General features: G+C 59.6%; 16 protein-coding genes. 10 read left to right on the top strand and 6 right to left on the bottom strand.

Features of this window, described 5'->3' with window-relative positions:
* The first annotated feature begins 14 nt into the window (after positions 1-14).
* The gene (locus tag L2D14_07925) at positions 15-455 is read left to right on the top strand and encodes a SufE family protein (protein ID WNK01348.1); all 441 of its coding nucleotides are present in this window, start codon (positions 15-17) and stop codon (positions 453-455) included.
* Here L2D14_07925 and mnmC read toward each other — a convergent pair.
* Positions 448-2,280 (bottom strand): FAD-dependent 5-carboxymethylaminomethyl-2-thiouridine(34) oxidoreductase MnmC, encoded by a 1,833-nt coding sequence (gene mnmC, locus L2D14_07920; protein WNK01347.1) that lies wholly within the window; start codon positions 2,278-2,280, stop codon positions 448-450. The genes L2D14_07925 and mnmC overlap by 8 nt on opposite strands.
* Before the next feature lie 79 nt (positions 2,281-2,359).
* Between mnmC and L2D14_07915 the strand changes: the two genes are divergently transcribed.
* A complete protein-coding gene (locus L2D14_07915; GenBank protein WNK01346.1) occupies positions 2,360-3,295 on the top strand; it encodes a GDP-L-fucose synthase in 936 nt (311 codons plus the stop codon).
* 58 nt (positions 3,296-3,353) lie between these two features.
* On the opposite strand, the gene gatB is transcribed toward L2D14_07915, so the two are convergent.
* The 4 genes from gatB to L2D14_07895 form a co-directional block, all read right to left on the bottom strand.
* Entirely contained in the window at positions 3,354-4,811 is a 1,458-nt protein-coding gene (gatB, locus tag L2D14_07910) for an Asp-tRNA(Asn)/Glu-tRNA(Gln) amidotransferase subunit GatB (protein WNK01345.1), read from the bottom strand.
* Complete coding sequence (gatA, locus tag L2D14_07905) at positions 4,808-6,283, bottom strand: Asp-tRNA(Asn)/Glu-tRNA(Gln) amidotransferase subunit GatA (GenBank protein WNK01344.1); 1,476 nt, start codon at positions 6,281-6,283, stop codon at positions 4,808-4,810. The genes gatB and gatA overlap by 4 nt, the downstream gene beginning before the upstream one ends.
* Positions 6,280-6,567: an Asp-tRNA(Asn)/Glu-tRNA(Gln) amidotransferase subunit GatC gene (gene gatC / locus L2D14_07900; GenBank protein WNK01343.1), complete on the bottom strand. Its 288-nt coding sequence runs from the start codon at positions 6,565-6,567 to the stop codon at positions 6,280-6,282. The genes gatA and gatC overlap by 4 nt, the downstream gene beginning before the upstream one ends.
* 95 nt (positions 6,568-6,662) lie before the next feature.
* Positions 6,663-7,496 carry an SH3 domain-containing protein gene (locus L2D14_07895; protein WNK01342.1) on the bottom strand — a complete coding sequence of 278 codons (834 nt, stop codon included), beginning with the start codon at positions 7,494-7,496 and terminating at the stop codon, positions 6,663-6,665.
* Positions 7,497-7,616: 120 nt separating this feature from the next.
* Between L2D14_07895 and ruvX the strand changes: the two genes are divergently transcribed.
* The 3 genes from ruvX (at position 7,617) to L2D14_07880 (ending at position 10,542) form a co-directional block, all read left to right on the top strand.
* The gene (gene ruvX / locus L2D14_07890; GenBank protein WNK01341.1) at positions 7,617-8,102 is read left to right on the top strand and encodes a Holliday junction resolvase RuvX; all 486 of its coding nucleotides are present in this window, start codon (positions 7,617-7,619) and stop codon (positions 8,100-8,102) included.
* Positions 8,102-9,025 (top strand): AEC family transporter, encoded by a 924-nt coding sequence (locus L2D14_07885; protein ID WNK01340.1) that lies wholly within the window; start codon positions 8,102-8,104, stop codon positions 9,023-9,025. The genes ruvX and L2D14_07885 overlap by 1 nt, the downstream gene beginning before the upstream one ends.
* Before the next feature lie 128 nt (positions 9,026-9,153).
* Positions 9,154-10,542 carry a hypothetical protein gene (locus L2D14_07880; protein WNK01339.1) on the top strand — a complete coding sequence of 463 codons (1,389 nt, stop codon included), beginning with the start codon at positions 9,154-9,156 and terminating at the stop codon, positions 10,540-10,542.
* A gap of 3 nt (positions 10,543-10,545) precedes the next feature.
* Here the strand turns inward: L2D14_07880 and L2D14_07875 are convergent, their stop codons facing one another.
* On the bottom strand, positions 10,546-11,409 hold the full coding sequence (locus L2D14_07875; GenBank protein WNK01338.1) for a sulfotransferase: 864 nt from the start codon (positions 11,407-11,409) through the stop codon (positions 10,546-10,548).
* A 159-nt stretch (positions 11,410-11,568) separates the two neighbouring features.
* Here L2D14_07875 and L2D14_07870 point away from each other — a divergent pair, with 159 nt between their 5' ends.
* The 5 genes from L2D14_07870 (at position 11,569) to L2D14_07850 (ending at position 15,841) form a co-directional block, all read left to right on the top strand.
* The gene (locus L2D14_07870; GenBank protein WNK01337.1) at positions 11,569-12,537 is read left to right on the top strand and encodes an aspartate carbamoyltransferase catalytic subunit; all 969 of its coding nucleotides are present in this window, start codon (positions 11,569-11,571) and stop codon (positions 12,535-12,537) included.
* Positions 12,538-13,851 carry a dihydroorotase gene (gene pyrC / locus L2D14_07865; GenBank protein WNK01336.1) on the top strand — a complete coding sequence of 438 codons (1,314 nt, stop codon included), beginning with the start codon at positions 12,538-12,540 and terminating at the stop codon, positions 13,849-13,851.
* Between the two features lie 4 nt (positions 13,852-13,855).
* Positions 13,856-14,494, top strand: a complete 639-nt coding sequence (gene plsY / locus L2D14_07860) for a glycerol-3-phosphate 1-O-acyltransferase PlsY (GenBank protein WNK01335.1) — start codon at positions 13,856-13,858, stop codon at positions 14,492-14,494.
* A 44-nt stretch (positions 14,495-14,538) separates the two neighbouring features.
* Entirely contained in the window at positions 14,539-15,366 is an 828-nt protein-coding gene (locus tag L2D14_07855; protein ID WNK01334.1) for a hypothetical protein, read from the top strand.
* Positions 15,367-15,460: 94 nt separating this feature from the next.
* Positions 15,461-15,841, top strand: coding sequence for a cereblon family protein (locus L2D14_07850; protein ID WNK01333.1), 381 nt, complete (start codon positions 15,461-15,463; stop codon positions 15,839-15,841).
* Positions 15,842-15,850 lie beyond the last annotated feature (9 nt).

Genomic DNA, 15,850 nt, shown 5'->3' with positions numbered 1-15,850 from the left:
GATGGGATCAGAATATGGCGGACGGCCAGAAAAACGGAAAACCCAGCATTGCTGAGGTCCAGGAAGAACTGGTTGAGGAATTTCAATTCCTGGACGACTGGATGGACCGCTACAAGCATATCATCGATCTCGGCAAGCAATTGCCGCCATTCCCCGAGCAATGGATGAACGATGTCTATAAAGTCCGGGGCTGTCAGTCACAGGTCTGGCTGAAACCGGAAACCGTCGATGGCCGGCTCGTGTTTCATGCCGCATCGGACGCGGCCATCGTGTCCGGCCTGATTGCGATCCTGCTGCGTATTTATTCCGACCGCACGCCGGAAGAAATTCTCGCCACCCCACCCACCTTTATTGAAGGCATCGGCCTGAATGAACATCTGAGCCCGAGCCGGTCCAACGGCCTGCATTCGATGGTGCAGACCATGTTCGGGCATGCCAAGGCACAGGCTAGCTGACGCTGAACCGCGACGGATCGAGCGCCCGGACAAGACTTGCCTCTAACGGCAGCGGCGCCCCCGTTAGCCGATCGGCAATAAGTTCGGCCAGTAACGGCGCCGTCAGAAAGCCACGCGAGCCCAAGCCGCCCAGCACATAAAAATCATCGCCCGCCGCCCCGGCAAGCGGGATGTAATCGCGAATTGTCGCACGCAGCGCTGTCCGCCCGCCGATCGCCGTCTCCGCCTGCACGGACGGCAAATGTTCTTCGAGGACCGAACGCATATGTGCCTCGTCCTCGGGGCGCAGCGCTTCCCAGTCCCGATCGGGGACCTCGTCACGCCGGGCATAGGTCGCTCCCAGCACATGTCCCTTGCCAATCTCCGGCAAATCAACGACCGGCGACAGATAACCGCCATAGGTCACCGGCACCTTCGGACCGGGATTGAGTGCCGGCAAATAAGCCAACTGGCCCCGGTTGGCACGAAGCGGCCATGGCTGCGCCCCCATCAAGCGCAGAACCCCCACCCCGGCAGCCAGCACGACGATATCGAACATGCCAATCTCGTTGCCATCCGGTGTTTTAAGCAGCCATTGGCCCGTTTCTCTGATCATGTCGCCGACATCGGCTTGAAGATACGCCGCCCCGGCGGCCAGATGGGCGGTGATCGCTGAGGGATTTAACGTGCCTGCGCGGCTGAACCAAAGCCCGCCGCTGGCAACCTCGATGCCCGCAAGCGCCGTGGATTCGTCAGCATCGACAAGCCGCATGATGTCGTCCGGCCAGCCGAAAGCGGCCACGGCGCGGGACTGCCGTTCAGCCTCGGAAGCGTTGCGGGCCAGCGCTAGCCCGCCGCGCGCACCCAGCCAGACTTCCGCGCCTTCCGCCGCAAGCCGGTCATAGTAGCGAACGGCATACAGATAGCTCTGTGCCATGATACGGCCGAGAGGCGTCCGCTCGCGCGGCAGGCGCGGTGCCAGCAATGCTGCCGGATTTCCGGATGCCGCGCTACCGGGCGCATCGGCCTTGTCGATCAACGTTATCTTCATGCCGCGTTGGCCAAGCGCACGTGCGATGGCCCCGCCGGCGATCCCGGCGCCGATGACGGCAACATTTGGCAGAACCAATGCCGGCAAATCACCGTCCAGGGACGCCGTAACACAATCGCGTTTGTGCGCGAAGCCGTCGCGTTTGTGTACATTGAAACCAAGATCAGCCAATCCCCGCCGCACCGCCCCGGCGGCACTGAAAGTTGCCAACCGCGCGCCGGGACCGCTCAAGCGTGCCACTTCTGCCAGGACTCCCGGCGTCCACATATCCGGATTTCGTGAGGGTGCGAAACCGTCCAGGTACCAGGCGTCGACCTGCCCATCATGGTCAGTCAGCATTACCTGCGCTTCCCCGAACAGCAGGGTCAGGCGCACCCGTCCACCCTCTAAATGCAGGCGGTGCACACCACCGACCCGGGGCGGCCACTGGCCAAGCAGGGCATCGGCTTCGTGCGCCAGTTCAGGCACACGTCTCAGAATAGTGCTTAACGTGGCGATGGGAATTGGATAGCCCTCGACCGCCATATAATCGAGCTGCGCGTCGGCAGGCGCCGATTTTTTCCACTCATGCCAGGTGACGAGAAAATTCAGGCCTGTGCCGAATCCAAGTTCACCGATGCGGTAATGGCTGCGCGCGTTCCAGACCTCAGGCGCACCGATACCGCCCAGAAACACGTACCGGCTTTCCGCGATGCCGCCGTGTTTCGAGAAGTACACATCCCCGGACACACCTGAGCGAGGCGTGCCGTCGGGACCGATCTCGATCATCGGGTCAGGCAAATACGGATTGGTCATGGCCGGAGCCTACCCGCAGCTCTCACGTCTGCCAATCGCCCCCTCTTGCATCCGCCGTCGCAATCGGTTCATTTAGCACATGGATTTCGAACTCGCAGGGAAACGCATCTATATCGCCGGGCACACGGGCCTTGTCGGCGGCGCCCTCGCCCGCCGGCTCGCCGGCGAAGACTGCCAGGTACTGAGTGCCGCGCATGCCGATCTCGACCTGACCCGGCAAAGCGATGTCGAGGCCTGGTTCGCCGATAACCGTCCCGATGCGGTGATTGTCGCAGCCGCCCATGTCGGCGGTATCCGCGCCAACAGCACATACCCGGCAAAATTCCTGTACGACAATGCCGCGATTGCCCTGAACGTGATCGAGGCGGCGCGCAAATCCGGTGTCGAAAAGCTTTTATACCTGAGTGCGGCCTGCACCTATCCCAAGCTCGCCGATCAACCGATTGCCGAAGAAGCCCTGATGACCGGACCGCTGGAACCGACCAACGAATGGTATGCGCTGGCCAAGATCGCGGGCATGAAACTCTGCCAGGCTTACCGTGCCGAACACGGCTGCAATTTCATATCGGCACAACCCTCCAGCGTTTACGGCCCCGGCGACAACTTTGACCCGGAAGAAGGCCACGTCGTCGCCTCGATGATGAGCAAGTTTCATGCGGCAAAGGAAACCGGCGCGCCGACGGTTGAGCTTTGGGGGACCGGCACGCCGGTCCGCGAGTTCATGTATATCGACGATCTGGCGGACGCGTTGGTGTTTCTACTAAACCATTACGCAGACCCCGTGCCGATCAACGTCGGTACCGGCGAGGGCACGATGATCCGCGATCTCGCCGACATGATCAAAGACGCCGTCGGCTACGAAGGATCTTTGGTTTGGGATGCCGAGCGCCCGGACGGCATGCCGAAGCGCATGCTGGATTCATCGCATTTACTGAATCTGGGCTGGGAACCGACGGTCGGACTAAATGAGGGTTTGGCGAAGACGTATGCGTGGTACAACGAAACCCTCGGCTGAAGGTATCACATCACGCCCATCGTCACCCTGAACTTGGTTCAGGACGACGAGTCGATAATCAGCCCAACAACTTCTGGCGCAACAACCCGTTGACCTGTCCCGGGTTGGCCTTACCCTGCGATGCCTTCATGACCTGCCCGACGAACCAGCCGATGGCCTTTTCGTTGCCGCCACGCACTTCGGCGACCTGATCGGGATTATCGGCGATGACCTGATCGACGATGGCCTCGATGGCGCCAGTGTCGGTGATCTGCTTCAGACCTTTTTCCTCGACGATATCGCCGGGCGCTTTTGAGGTTTCGAGCATGATCTCGAACACGTCCTTGGCGATCTTGGATGAAATCGTCCCGTCTTCCATCAGGCCGACAAGTTCGCCCAGGTGCTTCGCCGAAACGGGGCTTTGGCCGATGCCCAGCCCCATCTTGTTCAGCGCACCGAACAGGTTCGTGGTCAGCCAGTTGGCGACCTGCTTGGCTTCATGGCCGGCGGCGGCTTCCTCGAAATAAGCGGCGGTTTCCTGATCGGCGACAAGCACGCCCGCATCATAGGCCGAAAGTCCCATATCCTTGATAAGGCGGTCTTTTTTCTCATCCGGCAGTTCCGGCAACGTTGATTTGATGCGGGCGATGAAATCATCGTCAAAGCGCACCGGCAGCAAATCCGGGTCCGGGAAATAACGGTAATCGTGCGCGAATTCCTTGGAGCGCATAGAGCGCGTTTCGCCCCGGCTGGCATCGAACAGACGGGTTTCCTGAACAACCTCGCCGCCGTCCTCCCAAACACCGACCTGACGTTCGGCCTCGGCCTCGACGGCCTGCATGACGAAACGGACCGAGTTCACGTTCTTGATCTCGGCGCGGGTGCGCAGTTCGTCCGACCCCTTGGGCCGCACCGAGACGTTGACGTCGGCGCGCATGGAACCTTCTTCCATGTTGCCGTCGCAGGTGCCGAGATAGCGCAGAATGGCGCGCAGTTTCCTGACGTATGCGCCAGCCTGCTCCGGTGATCGGATATCGGGCTTGGAGACGATTTCCATCAGCACCACACCGGCGCGGTTGAGATCGATCATCGAGCGCTTCGGGTCCTGATCATGCATTGACTTGCCGGCGTCCTGCTCCAGATGCAACCGTTCGATCCCGACCTCATGCGTGGAGCCGTCGGGCATATCCAGCGTCACTATGCCTTCGCCGACAATCGGGTGCTGGAACTGGCTGATCTGATAGCCCTGCGGCAGATCGGCATAGAAATAGTTCTTCCGCTCGAACACCGAATATTTGTTGATCTGTGCGCGCAGGCCAAGACCTGTGCGCACCGCCTGCTCAATGGCCATTTCATTGATGACCGGCAGCATCCCCGGCATCGCCGCGTCGACAAGCGAGACGTTCTCGTTCGGCTTGGCGCCGAAGGTTGCCGGTGCGCCTGAAAACAGTTTGGATTTGGTGATCGCCTGGGCATGAACTTCCAGCCCGACAACGACTTCCCAATCGCCCGTTTCACCCTGAATGAGATAGCTCATAACGTCACCTCCGGGCGCGACGTAAAGTTCGCCGCCTGTTCCAGCGCACTTGCGGCACGGAACAGGGTTTCTTCCTGACAGACACCGCTGATCAGTTGAAGCCCGAGCGGCAAGCCGTTGGCATCCAACCCGCCCGGCACGGAAATCGCCGGCAGTCCGGCCAGAGACGCCGGCACCGTGAAAACATCGTTCAGATACATGGCGATGGGATCGTCCATCTTTTCGCCCTCGGCAAAGGCGGCGCTCGGCGCCGTCGGGGTCAGCAACACATCGACATCGGCGAAGACGTTTTTGAAATCCTCGGCGATCAGGGTGCGGACCTGCTGCGCCTTGACGTAATAAGCGTCATAGTAACCGGCCGACAGCACATAGGTGCCGATCAGCACCCGGCGCTGCACTTCAGCGCCGAACCCCTCGCCCCGCGTCAGCTCGTACATTTCGTCAAGGCTGTCACCCGGCACACGGTGGCCGTAGCGCACACCGTCATAACGCGCCAGGTTCGACGACGCTTCCGCCGGTGCGACGATGTAATACGTCGGCAGCGCATATTTGGTGTGCGGCAACGAGACCTCGACGATTTCCGCCCCCATGTCCCTGAACCACTGCGCGCCCTGTTCCCAGAGTTTCTGAATATCAGCCGGCATGCCGTCCAGCGTGTATTCCCTGGGAATGCCGACGCGCAATCCCTTGGCGTTCTTCGTGCAGGCGGCGCGAAAATCAGGCAGGTCCATCGGCAGCGAGGTCGAATCCTTCGGATCGTGCCCGCTCATCACCTGCAGCATGATCGCCGCGTCCTCGACGGTACGGGTCAACGGCCCCGCCTGATCGAGGCTGGATGCAAACGCCACCGTCCCCCAGCGAGAGCAACGGCCGTATGTCGGCTTCATGCCGACTAGACCCGTGAACGAGGCCGGTTGGCGGATCGAGCCGCCGGTATCGGTCCCGGTCGCGGCAATCGCCAGACCGCCGGATACAGCCGCGACGGAACCACCCGACGAGCCGCCCGGCACCAGATTCGCGTTGGCGCCCTCGGGTGTCCAAGGATTTTTCACCGACCCGAAATACGACGTGATATTGGCCGAGCCCATGGCAAATTCGTCCAGGTTGGTCTTGCCCAGCATCACCGCGCCGGCATCGCGCAGTTTACCGCTGACGGTGCTTTCATAGGTCGGTATAAAATTGTCGAGAATGCGGGACGCCGCCGTGGTGCGAACCCCTTCGGTACAGAACAGGTCCTTCATGCCGATCGGCACGCCGTCCATCGGGCCTTGCGCGTCACCGTTCTTGCGCCGCGTGTCGGACGCCCCTGCCCGTTCACGGGCCAGTTCCGGCGTTTCGGTGATAAAGGCGTTCAATGTGCGCCCGGCCTCCATCGCGTCGATGAAGGCGTCGGTCAGTTCCACGGAAGACACGTCACCCTTGCCCAGGGCATCGGCGGCGGACGCTATGGTCCAGTCACGAAGATCGCTCATTCCACCACCTTCGGCACGCCGTAGAACCGCCCTTCCCCGTCCGGCGCGTTGGCCAGCACTTTTTCCGGCATACCGCCGTCCGTGACCAAGTCATCGCGCATCGGTGTCTCGATCTCGACGACACTGGTCATCGGCGCGACGCCGGCAGTGTCGATTTCGCCAAGCTGCTCGACCCAGCCGACGATGTTGTTCAGTTCGCCGGCAAGCGGTTCCAGACGCTCGTCGGGAACGCGAATACGCGCCAGAAACGCGATCTTGCGGACATCGTCTTTGGTTAACGACATCAAGGTCTCCGTAAGACTTGGGTGGTGTAAAATTGCGCGCGGAAACTAACATCCGCACCCAACCTCGGCAAGTGTGTCGCAACTATCCCGGCCGATCAGCGGGCCTGTGCGAAGATGTCCTCCCAAGCTTTGTCGGACCAGTGCGTCATGGCGATTTCCAGCGCCGAGGCCAGGGCCCGCATGACACTGGTCGACGGCAGCGATGCCAGTCCGCCGCTTTCGCGGGCATAGATTTGAAAGGCAATCGTGTCGAAACGCACTTCTCCCTTGTCGAGATCGAACATCATGATCGTCGAAAACACATCCGGCAGGGCATGCACGTCATCCAGCAGATCAACATTGATCTGGAACACCTGGCGTTTATTTGAGCCGTCATACGGCACCTCGGTCATGAACATCTGCGCGGGAAACCGGATACGCTTGCCGTCTCGTTCGCAAACGATGCTGACCTCGTAATCGGCGGCACGGAACGATGTGTCGGCATTCATCGAATCGTCACCGGCCTTGCCGACAAAATGAACGCGATACCCGCAACGGTGCCTGGCGCCCAGCCGGATTTCCCCGGTAACATCTTCCTCGATCTCGCCGTCGATCACCGGCGACAACACCGTGCCGTAGACGAAACCGACCGCTTTGCCGTCCTCGACCACGGCGAGCCATGCCGTCTTGCCGGCCCGCCCGATCACGTTGACGACGTCTCCGGCTTTCAACCCTGTCAGGCGCTTGGATCCGGTTTTCGGCGCGGCGCGGACGTTAACGTCCTTCTCCACCAGGTATTTTCCCGGCGCCGGTGTCACGGCCGTACCCATGAATTCCAATTCCGCGGCGTTCGCATACGGTGCGGCAAACACGGCAATGCCCATGACGGTCACGGCCAATACCCGCCGCCGCATCGTCCGCAAACCCCGCTGAAGCCGGATGGCATTCATTGCTTACCCCTCACCACGACAAAATAGGCAATCGAGAAACCCCGAAAATCCCATGTCATCCGCGTAAGTCTATGATATCCAAGTCTTTCAAATGATACCAGCCGTTGAAAAGACCATCGAATGCCCGCACCGCCGGTTTACGACACCATTCAGCAACTGATCGACAACATACCGGTCGGGAAAAGACTGCTTGGCCTCGATATCGGCGACAAGACCATCGGCCTGGCCATTTCCGACCCGCTGTTCATGATCGCCAGCCCGTTGAAAACCCTTATGCGCAGCAAAAAACTGGCGCCGGCCATTCAGGAAATCCAGGGGTTCATTCAAACAGAAGAGATCGGCGGCTTGCTGGCCGGACTGCCGGTCAGCATGGACGGCAGCGAAGGCCCCAGGGCCCAGGCAACCCGCGATCTGGCACGCGAGTTGTCCTGGCAGTTAAAACTGCCGTATGCGTTTTGGGACGAACGGCTGTCGACGGCGGCAATTGAGCGAATTCTCGTATCCGAGGCCGACATGACCCGCAAGCGCCGCAAGGACGTAGTCGACAAGATGGCCGCCAGCTACATCCTGCAAGGGGCCCTCGACAGCGTTTCCGGGCGAAGCTGATGGGACACGTTTTTGCCGCCGTCGCGCCCATCTTCCTGATTATCGCGCTGGGCGTCGTGATGAAAGCCAAGGCGGGGTTTTCCGACGAGTTCTGGCGCTTCGTCGAGAAACTGACCTTCAACGGCCTGTTTCCTTCACTGCTGTTCGTGAAGATTTCCGGCGCACATATCGACTGGGGGTATGCGCTGCCCATTGCCTGCGCCGTCGTCATCGGCATTCACCTGACCGCTGCCGCAGCAGTGCCGTTCCGCAGGCTGTTGAAGCTGGGGCCGGAACGCTTCGTGTCGGTTTTCCAAGGCGGCTTTCGGTCCAATACCTATGTCGGCTTCGCTATCGCCCTTGGGGTCTTCGGCGACGAAGCCACCGGGCCGATGGTGGTCAGCGTCTTCATGATCGCCATTACCATCAATTTTCTCGGCGTGTGGGGCCACCTGAAATGGCTCGACCGGCCCGGACGCGCCAAAGGCTGGAAAGCGGTCGCCATCGACAGCTTCAAAAACCCGCTGATTCAGGCGAGTCTTGTCGGTGGCCTGTTCAATATCACCGGCTGGGGATTTCCGCCGATCATCGGGCCGACGCTGGAATTGTTGAGCCGCGCCGCCCTGCCGATGGGTCTGATGGCCGTCGGCGCCGGTCTGTCGATCCACGCCGTCCGCGATGCCGGCGTGCCGGTCGCGTTCGCCAGCGTCTGCAAGCTGATCGTCCAGCCCGCCCTGACATACGGTCTCGGCGTGTGGCTTGGACTCGAAGGCTTTGCGCTGTTGGTGCCGGTTGTCTTCGCCGCCCTGCCCACATCGTCGACCAGCTACGTGGTTTCCCGCCAGATGGGCAGCGACGCCCCGGTCGCCGCCGCAATCGTGACCCTCACGCATCTGTGCGCAATCGTCACATTGCCGGTATTATTGGCGCTGATGCTCCACTGATTCGGTCGTCCCGTTCCGGGATCAACCAGATGTGACTTTTCCGGAGCGATTCCAGACGGCAGGTATGCCGGAAAGGGATATTGGTTCGTCCATGCCCGCAATCCGCATACGATCCAAAGGAACCTCGGATGTCGACCACATTAGCTTTAGTCATTGCCGCGCTCGCCGTTGGAACGTTGCTTGTTTCGCCCAGACACGTCACCACCGATGGCTTTTTTCGCGGACAAAGCGACAACGGAGAGGCCCCGAAGCTTCTGACGCTTGTCCTGTCGCAGGTCACGACCTGGATATTCGCCCGCTCTCTGATGAACGCGGCGATCCTTGGGTATTACTACGGGATCGCCGGAACGCTTGCGTATGCCGCCTATTACCTGTCCTTTTTGACAGGCGCAGCAATCGTCGACCAAATCCGTTTCCGTCATGGGTTCGGCAGCATTCAGTCGTTCCTGCATGACCGCTTCGGGCGCACCGGTACGGCCTGCTACAATGCCGTGATCGCGCTTCGATTGCTGTCCGAAGTTTTCGCAAATCTGATCGTCATCGGCCTGATTTTCGGCACCGCCGGTGGCAGCAGCTATGTTGCCGCAGTCGTTGCCATGGCGTCGTTCGGACTGGCCTATTCGATGATGGGCGGTCTCAGGGCGTCACTCCGCACCGATGTCCTGCAGATGGTCGCGCTTCTGATCGTGCTGGCCGTCATGACGTTACAGACGATAACCGGACCGTTGTTCGACCTGCCGGCAATTCTGGGAAGCAGCCCGGACGTGACGTCGCCCGGCTGGGTGCTCATCGCCGTCGCCGCGTTGCAGGTCCTGAGCTACCCTATGCACGATCCGGTCATGATGGACCGTGGATTTCTTGCCGACAGGGCAACGACGCGCAAAAGCTTTCTGCATGCCGCGTGGCTTAGCGTTCTCTGTATTCTCGCCTTCGGGATGCTCGGTATCGTCGCCGGACTGAACAAGCTGGACGGCGAAAGCATGGTCGTGGCGTTGGCCCGGCTGCTCGGCGACGAAACGATGATGTTGTTCAATTTGGCGTTGATCGTGTCGGCGATCTCGACGCTCGATTCCACATTGTCCTCTGCTGCGAAGCTCGCAATTTCGGATATGCGCGTTGCCGCAGAAAACGTCACCAACGGCAGGGTCGTCATGATTGTGTTCATGATCGGAGGATTGGGATTTCTGTTTCTCGGCAGCAAAGACCTTTTCGGCGCCGTCGCCGTCAGCGGCACCGCTTCCATGTATTTGACGCCGGTGATCGTCCTCTCGGTTTTCATGGGCCGCACCGACGTGCCTGCCTGGAGCTATCTCGTGTCGTTCTTTAGCGCGGTGGGCGCAGCAGCGTTGTATTTCCTCGAAACCAGCGGATATACCGGAATCGTCGGCAGCTTGAGCGGGCTGGAGCATAAATATGCAAAACTGTTTCTGCTGTGCTGCGCGGTGCTTGTTATAGGTTTCAGCGTAAACCTTGTTGGAATCGCCACCTCCAGACGCATGCTCGCCGCCGCGCGTTGAAGATCAGGCAGCAATCGTGTAATTCAGCAACTTCAGAAGCTCGCCGGACTGACGATGAAAGCGGCGGGTTGCATCATCGTCGAAGCGGCGCTTCCAGACACCGGGGTCCAGATCCAGCGGTGCGATCTGATAGGCATGGCGAATACCGGCCTGAACGATATCTTCCTTGTCTTCGACATCGCAAAAGCGGAACAGGCGGCGCACGATGGGGGCCGGTTCCTCGACCAATTCCTCGGCCTTGATCTGATAGTACCGCCGCCGGTTCAGACGGCCGAAGCGTCTGGCCGCGCCGACCGAACGTGACCAGTTGCGGGCAAAGGTCTCGGCAAAATCGGCGAAGCTCGGATATCGTCTCGGAAATTCGCCTCTGGATATCCCCATGTTGAAATCCCAGGCGCTGGCCGCTTCATCACGCCCGTCACGCACCACATGCACAATGCGCATGTTCGGAAACAGCCGGTCGAGCAGTTCCAGCGACAAAACATGCTCCGGCGTTTTTTCGCCGATGCAGGCGATCTCGTCCACGTCTTCCTCGGGCACCCAGCGCTGAAACATCAGCATCACGGCGGTACGCATCAGGTATTCGACATCGTCGAAGGTAAAACCGGCGGCGTTGCCGGGCAGCCCCGCCAGCTGCATACGGTTGCCGATGCGTTCCGCATCCTGATTGTACTGATCGACGAGCTTGGCGAGGCCGGGGAAAAGGCTGTCGGTAAAATGACCTTCGCCCTTGCAGAGGATCTTCGGGTGCGTGTCCAGGCACTGCTGCACCCAGGACGTGCCCCAGCGCGTCGCGCCGACGACGAACACGAAATCCTTTTTCATGAGTTGGCCCAGCCTGTCGTGGGCCTTCAAGTACTCTTCCATCAAACTTTCCCGCGACCATAGTCCCGGCCGATTACCGCGAATCGCCGAACCGGAAACATACTACGCGATCCCGCTTCGGCAAGCCATGCCATCGCAGTGGATAAGGCGTTGATCATGACACTTGCAGATTCAACCCAAGCGGACATATAGTGCGCGCCTATGAACGACGGCACTGGCCCATTCGGCTTTCCTCATAAGCACCTCCTCGGTATCGAGGGTCTTAATCCCATTGAAATTTCCGCTCTTCTCGACCGTGCCGAGAGCTACGTCGAGCAGAACCGTCAGGCCGACAAGAAAAAAGCGGTTCTCAGCGGGCGGACCATCATCAATCTGTTTTTCGAAGACTCGACGCGTACCCGCACCTCGTTCGAACTGGCGGGCAAGCGGCTCGGCGGCGACGTCATCAACATGTCGGTGGCGACAAGCTCGGTCAAAAAGGGTGAAACCCTGATCGACACGGCGATGACGCTGAACGCCATGCACCCGGATGTTCTGGTCGTGCGGCACCCGGAATCGGGGTCGGTCAAGCTGTTGAGCGAGAAAGTGAACTGCGCCGTGATCAATGCCGGCGACGGTCAGCACGAACACCCGACACAGGCGTTGCTGGACGCGCTGACGATCCGCCGCCGCGTCGGCAAAATCCAGGGTCTCAGGATCGCGATTTGCGGCGACATCCTGCATTCGCGGGTTGCCCGCTCGAACATTCACCTGCTGACCACCATGGGTGCCAGGGTCCGCCTGATTGCGCCGCGCACCCTGATCCCGACCGGGGTCGAGCACATGGGCGTCGAGGTCTTCTACGACATGCGCGAAGGCCTGCAGGACTGCGATATCGTCATGATGCTCCGGCTCCAGAAAGAACGCATGGACGGCAATTATCTGCCGTCGGTCCGCGAATACTTCCACTTCTTCGGCCTCGATTACGAAAAACTCGAAGGTGCCAAGCCGAACGCCCTGATCATGCACCCGGGACCGATGAACCGGGGCGTCGAGATCGACAGCGAAGTCGCCGACGATTTCGGCCGTAGCGCCATTCACGAACAGGTCGAAATGGGTGTCGCCGTGCGGATGGCCGCGCTGGAAATCCTCACCGCCAACCTTGAAGAACATTTGCAGAGGAATTTGTAGATGGCGCTCAAGGCAGACCGCACACCGGGACGGGTCGCTTATGTCGGCGCCCGCCTGCTCGATCCGGCGACGGGCCTCGACGAAGTCGGCGGCATCCTGACCGAGGGCGAACTGATCAAGCAGGTCGGCCCCAAGGTTACCGCCGATCTTGCCCTCGAAGGCGTCACCGTCATCGATTGCTCAGGGCTTTGCCTTGCCCCGGGTCTGGTCGACATGCGCGTGCATCTGGGCGAACCGGGCGAGGATTACAAGGAAACCTTCGCCAGCGCCGGACGCGCCGCGACCAAGGGGGGCGTGACCTCAATGGTCTGCCTGCCCAATACCGACCCGGTGATCGACGATATGTCGGTGGTCGAATTCGTCGCCCGGCGCGCACGATTGCAGGGATTGTCCAAGGTCTATCCCTACGGTGCCGTCACCAAGGGCCTCAAGGGCAAGGAAATCGCCGAGTTGGGCTTGCTGGCCGAATCCGGTGCCGTCGCTTTCACGGACGGCTTCAGTGCCGTCGCCAATGCCCAGGTCATGCGCCGCGCCATGATGTATGCGCGCACCTTCGATCTTTTGATCTGCCAGCATCCGGAAGAACCGACACTGGCAGCCGGCGGCGCCATGAACGCGGGCGAAACGGCAACGCGGCTGGGACTTACCGGCATCCCGCGCCAAGCCGAAATCATAATCATCGAGCGTGACATCCGGCTTGTCGAATTGACCGGCGGACGCCTGCATATCGCACACGTTTCAACCGTTGAAGCCATCGAAGCGATCCGCAAAGCAAAGGACGACGGACTGCCCGTCACCTGCGACACCTCGCCGCCCTATTTCGCGCTCAACGAAGTTGCGATCGGCGATTACCGGACGTTCGCCAAGCTTTCCCCGCCGCTGAGGAATGAGGTCGACCGCCGCGCCGTCGTCGATGGTCTCAAGGACGGCACCATCGACTGCATCGCCTCCGACCACACGCCGCAGGACGAAGAATCCAAACGCCTGCCCTTTTCCGCCGCCGCGACCGGCGGCGTGGGCCTGGAAACGCTGCTCGCCGTTACGCTGGAGCTTTATCATAACGGACATATTCCCCTGCTGGATGCTCTGCGTTTCGTCACGGCGGCCCCGGCCGATCTTTTGAAACTGCGCGCCGGCAAGCTCGCGCAGGGCCGCCCTGCCGATCTGATCTTGTTCGATCTGGACCAGGGCTGGAAAGTCGATGCCGACAAATTGCTGTCGAAATCCAAAAACACGCCCTTTGACGGCAGGTTGATGCAAGGCGCCGTTGTCCGCACGGTTATTGACGGCCGCACGGTTTTCGTGGCCGACTAAGTGCATGGAAAATCTTGATCCGAATATTGTCGTGGCAATAGCGGCGCTCTCAGGCTATCTGCTCGGCTCGGTGCCGTGGGGGCTGGTGCTGACGCGCATGGTCGGAATCGATATCCGCGACGTCGGTTCAGGCAACATCGGCGCCACCAATGTACTCAGGACCGGGCACAAGTTTCTGGCCTTCCTGACACTGATCCTCGATGCTTCCAAGGGGGCGGTCGCGGCATTGATTTTCATGCAGGTGGGGGAACTTGCGGGCATCGTCGCCGCGTTTGCCGCCGTCATGGGCCATAACTTCCCGGTGTGGCTGAAATTCAAGGGCGGCAAGGGCGTGGCCACGACGCTCGGCGCACTGGTCGCCGTATCATGGCCGATCGGCATCCTGACGTGCTGCGTCTGGCTTCTGGTCGCGGGGGCATTCAAATATTCGTCACTGGCGTCGATCCTCTCGATCCTCGCCTCGCCGGTAATCGCCATGTGGTTCGGCGGCGGCAATCAGCCGGTCGCCATCATGGCCGCCGGCCTCGCCGTGCTCTCGCTGATCCGCCACAAGGACAACATCCGCCGCCTGATCAAGGGCGAGGAAAGCAAAATTGGGCAGAAGAAGGCGGAGAATAAGACAGAATCCGAAAATATGCCTTAAGCCCTCACATATCCCTCCTATACATTACTCAATAGGGGTCGAATATGGAATCAGTCAAAATCGAGATCATGCATACAGTAAAAGGTTCATGGCATATCCTGCATGAAAAACGGGTCTTTAGAACATTACTGCTAGTCGGATGTATAAACGGTCTAATTTTCTGTTTTTTTTACACCTCAGCCTACATACGTCTCAGTGAATATCCAGAAGAGAGCACTCGTTGGCTTCAGATGCTAGCGGATCCCGCTTCAACAAAATTCTATTTCGCAATCGCAGCCTTTTTCCCAGTTGCAATTCTAACGACAAGGCAAATCGACTACTTGTTCCGGCGCTGTGCGCGACCGCGCTTTTTTTATGACTTTCACCCTAAAAGCGGCGTTTTGGCTGCTTCAATTCTCATGTTTTTCGGCGCGACTATTGAAGACTATGCAATAAATCACCGATTCGAATGGGCGACTTTAGTTTGGCCTCTAAGCCCTCTTGGATCATGGCTGGTAACGACAGGAATCTTCATTTCAGTCCGATTAGCGATGACCCTTTTCCTAATTGTTCCTATTATGGCGTGGTCAACGCAAGGCCGCATTCCTATTGCCCAAGGCTGGAAATGGCTGACGTCTTCTTTTCCTTCCCTTGCGGGTATCTGCTTATTGGCAATCTGCGGTTACCACTTTTTTTACATCCTAAATGTTTATGTTCTTGATTTCCTCTCTTCGATCATAATTGACAATATGCCCGACCATCCTGAGTGGGGCATATTGTTGAACTGGCAGGGGGGACTCTTTGTGCCTCACATCCTGGCGCCCTATTTCACTATTCCGATAGCAGCGCATTTTCGCGTCTGGTCAAAGCATGCGAAGGGGCAGAAATTCTAAGTTGGCCTTCACTGCGGCAGTTAAGGCCATACACCGACGTTTCCGCCTGATTCTCGTACGCGCGAATGAAACCTTTTTTGTGCCATAATGCCGCATGCTCCAGAGGTCTCCAAAGGAAGAGAAGAAAGCAGAATCCGATGCCGGGACGGATGATGCTATCTACTGCGCGAAGTGCGGGCATCTGCTGACCCGGATGCGCTGGGCCGTCGATATCGGTGGACACGAACGCGTTTTTATCAATCCGGCCGGGCGCGTATTCCGGGTTTCCTGCTTCAAGGAGGCGCCCGGTGCCGCGGATGAAGGCACCCCGACCGAGGAGTTTACGTGGTTTCCGGGATATGCCTGGAATCTGGCACTCTGTCTCGGATGCGGCGTGCACCTGGGCTGGCGCTTCGAAGGCACAGCCATGCCGCCTGTTTTCTTCGGTCTCATCAAATCGGCATTGACGCAAAGCCCCGCAAGCGGTGAAGCTTGAAACAACTGA

Source organism: Thalassospiraceae bacterium LMO-JJ14 (genome assembly GCA_021555105.2).
In the GTDB taxonomy this organism is placed as follows: Bacteria; Pseudomonadota; Alphaproteobacteria; order Rhodospirillales; family Casp-alpha2; genus UBA4479.
Note: the sequence above shows the minus strand (reverse complement) of the source record. Positions and strands in the feature narration are given on the sequence as shown.

Coding starts and splice junctions, on each gene's coding strand:
- L2D14_07925 (WNK01348.1), top strand. CDS start 15: ATGGCGGACGGCCAGAAAAACGGAAAACCCAGCATTGCTGAGGTCCAG.
- mnmC (WNK01347.1), bottom strand. CDS start 2,280: ATGACCAATCCGTATTTGCCTGACCCGATGATCGAGATCGGTCCCGAC.
- L2D14_07915 (WNK01346.1), top strand. CDS start 2,360: ATGGATTTCGAACTCGCAGGGAAACGCATCTATATCGCCGGGCACACG.
- gatB (WNK01345.1), bottom strand. CDS start 4,811: ATGAGCTATCTCATTCAGGGTGAAACGGGCGATTGGGAAGTCGTTGTC.
- gatA (WNK01344.1), bottom strand. CDS start 6,283: ATGAGCGATCTTCGTGACTGGACCATAGCGTCCGCCGCCGATGCCCTG.
- gatC (WNK01343.1), bottom strand. CDS start 6,567: ATGTCGTTAACCAAAGACGATGTCCGCAAGATCGCGTTTCTGGCGCGT.
- L2D14_07895 (WNK01342.1), bottom strand. CDS start 7,496: ATGAATGCCATCCGGCTTCAGCGGGGTTTGCGGACGATGCGGCGGCGG.
- ruvX (WNK01341.1), top strand. CDS start 7,617: ATGCCCGCACCGCCGGTTTACGACACCATTCAGCAACTGATCGACAAC.
- L2D14_07885 (WNK01340.1), top strand. CDS start 8,102: ATGGGACACGTTTTTGCCGCCGTCGCGCCCATCTTCCTGATTATCGCG.
- L2D14_07880 (WNK01339.1), top strand. CDS start 9,154: ATGTCGACCACATTAGCTTTAGTCATTGCCGCGCTCGCCGTTGGAACG.
- L2D14_07875 (WNK01338.1), bottom strand. CDS start 11,409: ATGGAAGAGTACTTGAAGGCCCACGACAGGCTGGGCCAACTCATGAAA.
- L2D14_07870 (WNK01337.1), top strand. CDS start 11,569: ATGAACGACGGCACTGGCCCATTCGGCTTTCCTCATAAGCACCTCCTC.
- pyrC (WNK01336.1), top strand. CDS start 12,538: ATGGCGCTCAAGGCAGACCGCACACCGGGACGGGTCGCTTATGTCGGC.
- plsY (WNK01335.1), top strand. CDS start 13,856: ATGGAAAATCTTGATCCGAATATTGTCGTGGCAATAGCGGCGCTCTCA.
- L2D14_07855 (WNK01334.1), top strand. CDS start 14,539: ATGGAATCAGTCAAAATCGAGATCATGCATACAGTAAAAGGTTCATGG.
- L2D14_07850 (WNK01333.1), top strand. CDS start 15,461: ATGCTCCAGAGGTCTCCAAAGGAAGAGAAGAAAGCAGAATCCGATGCC.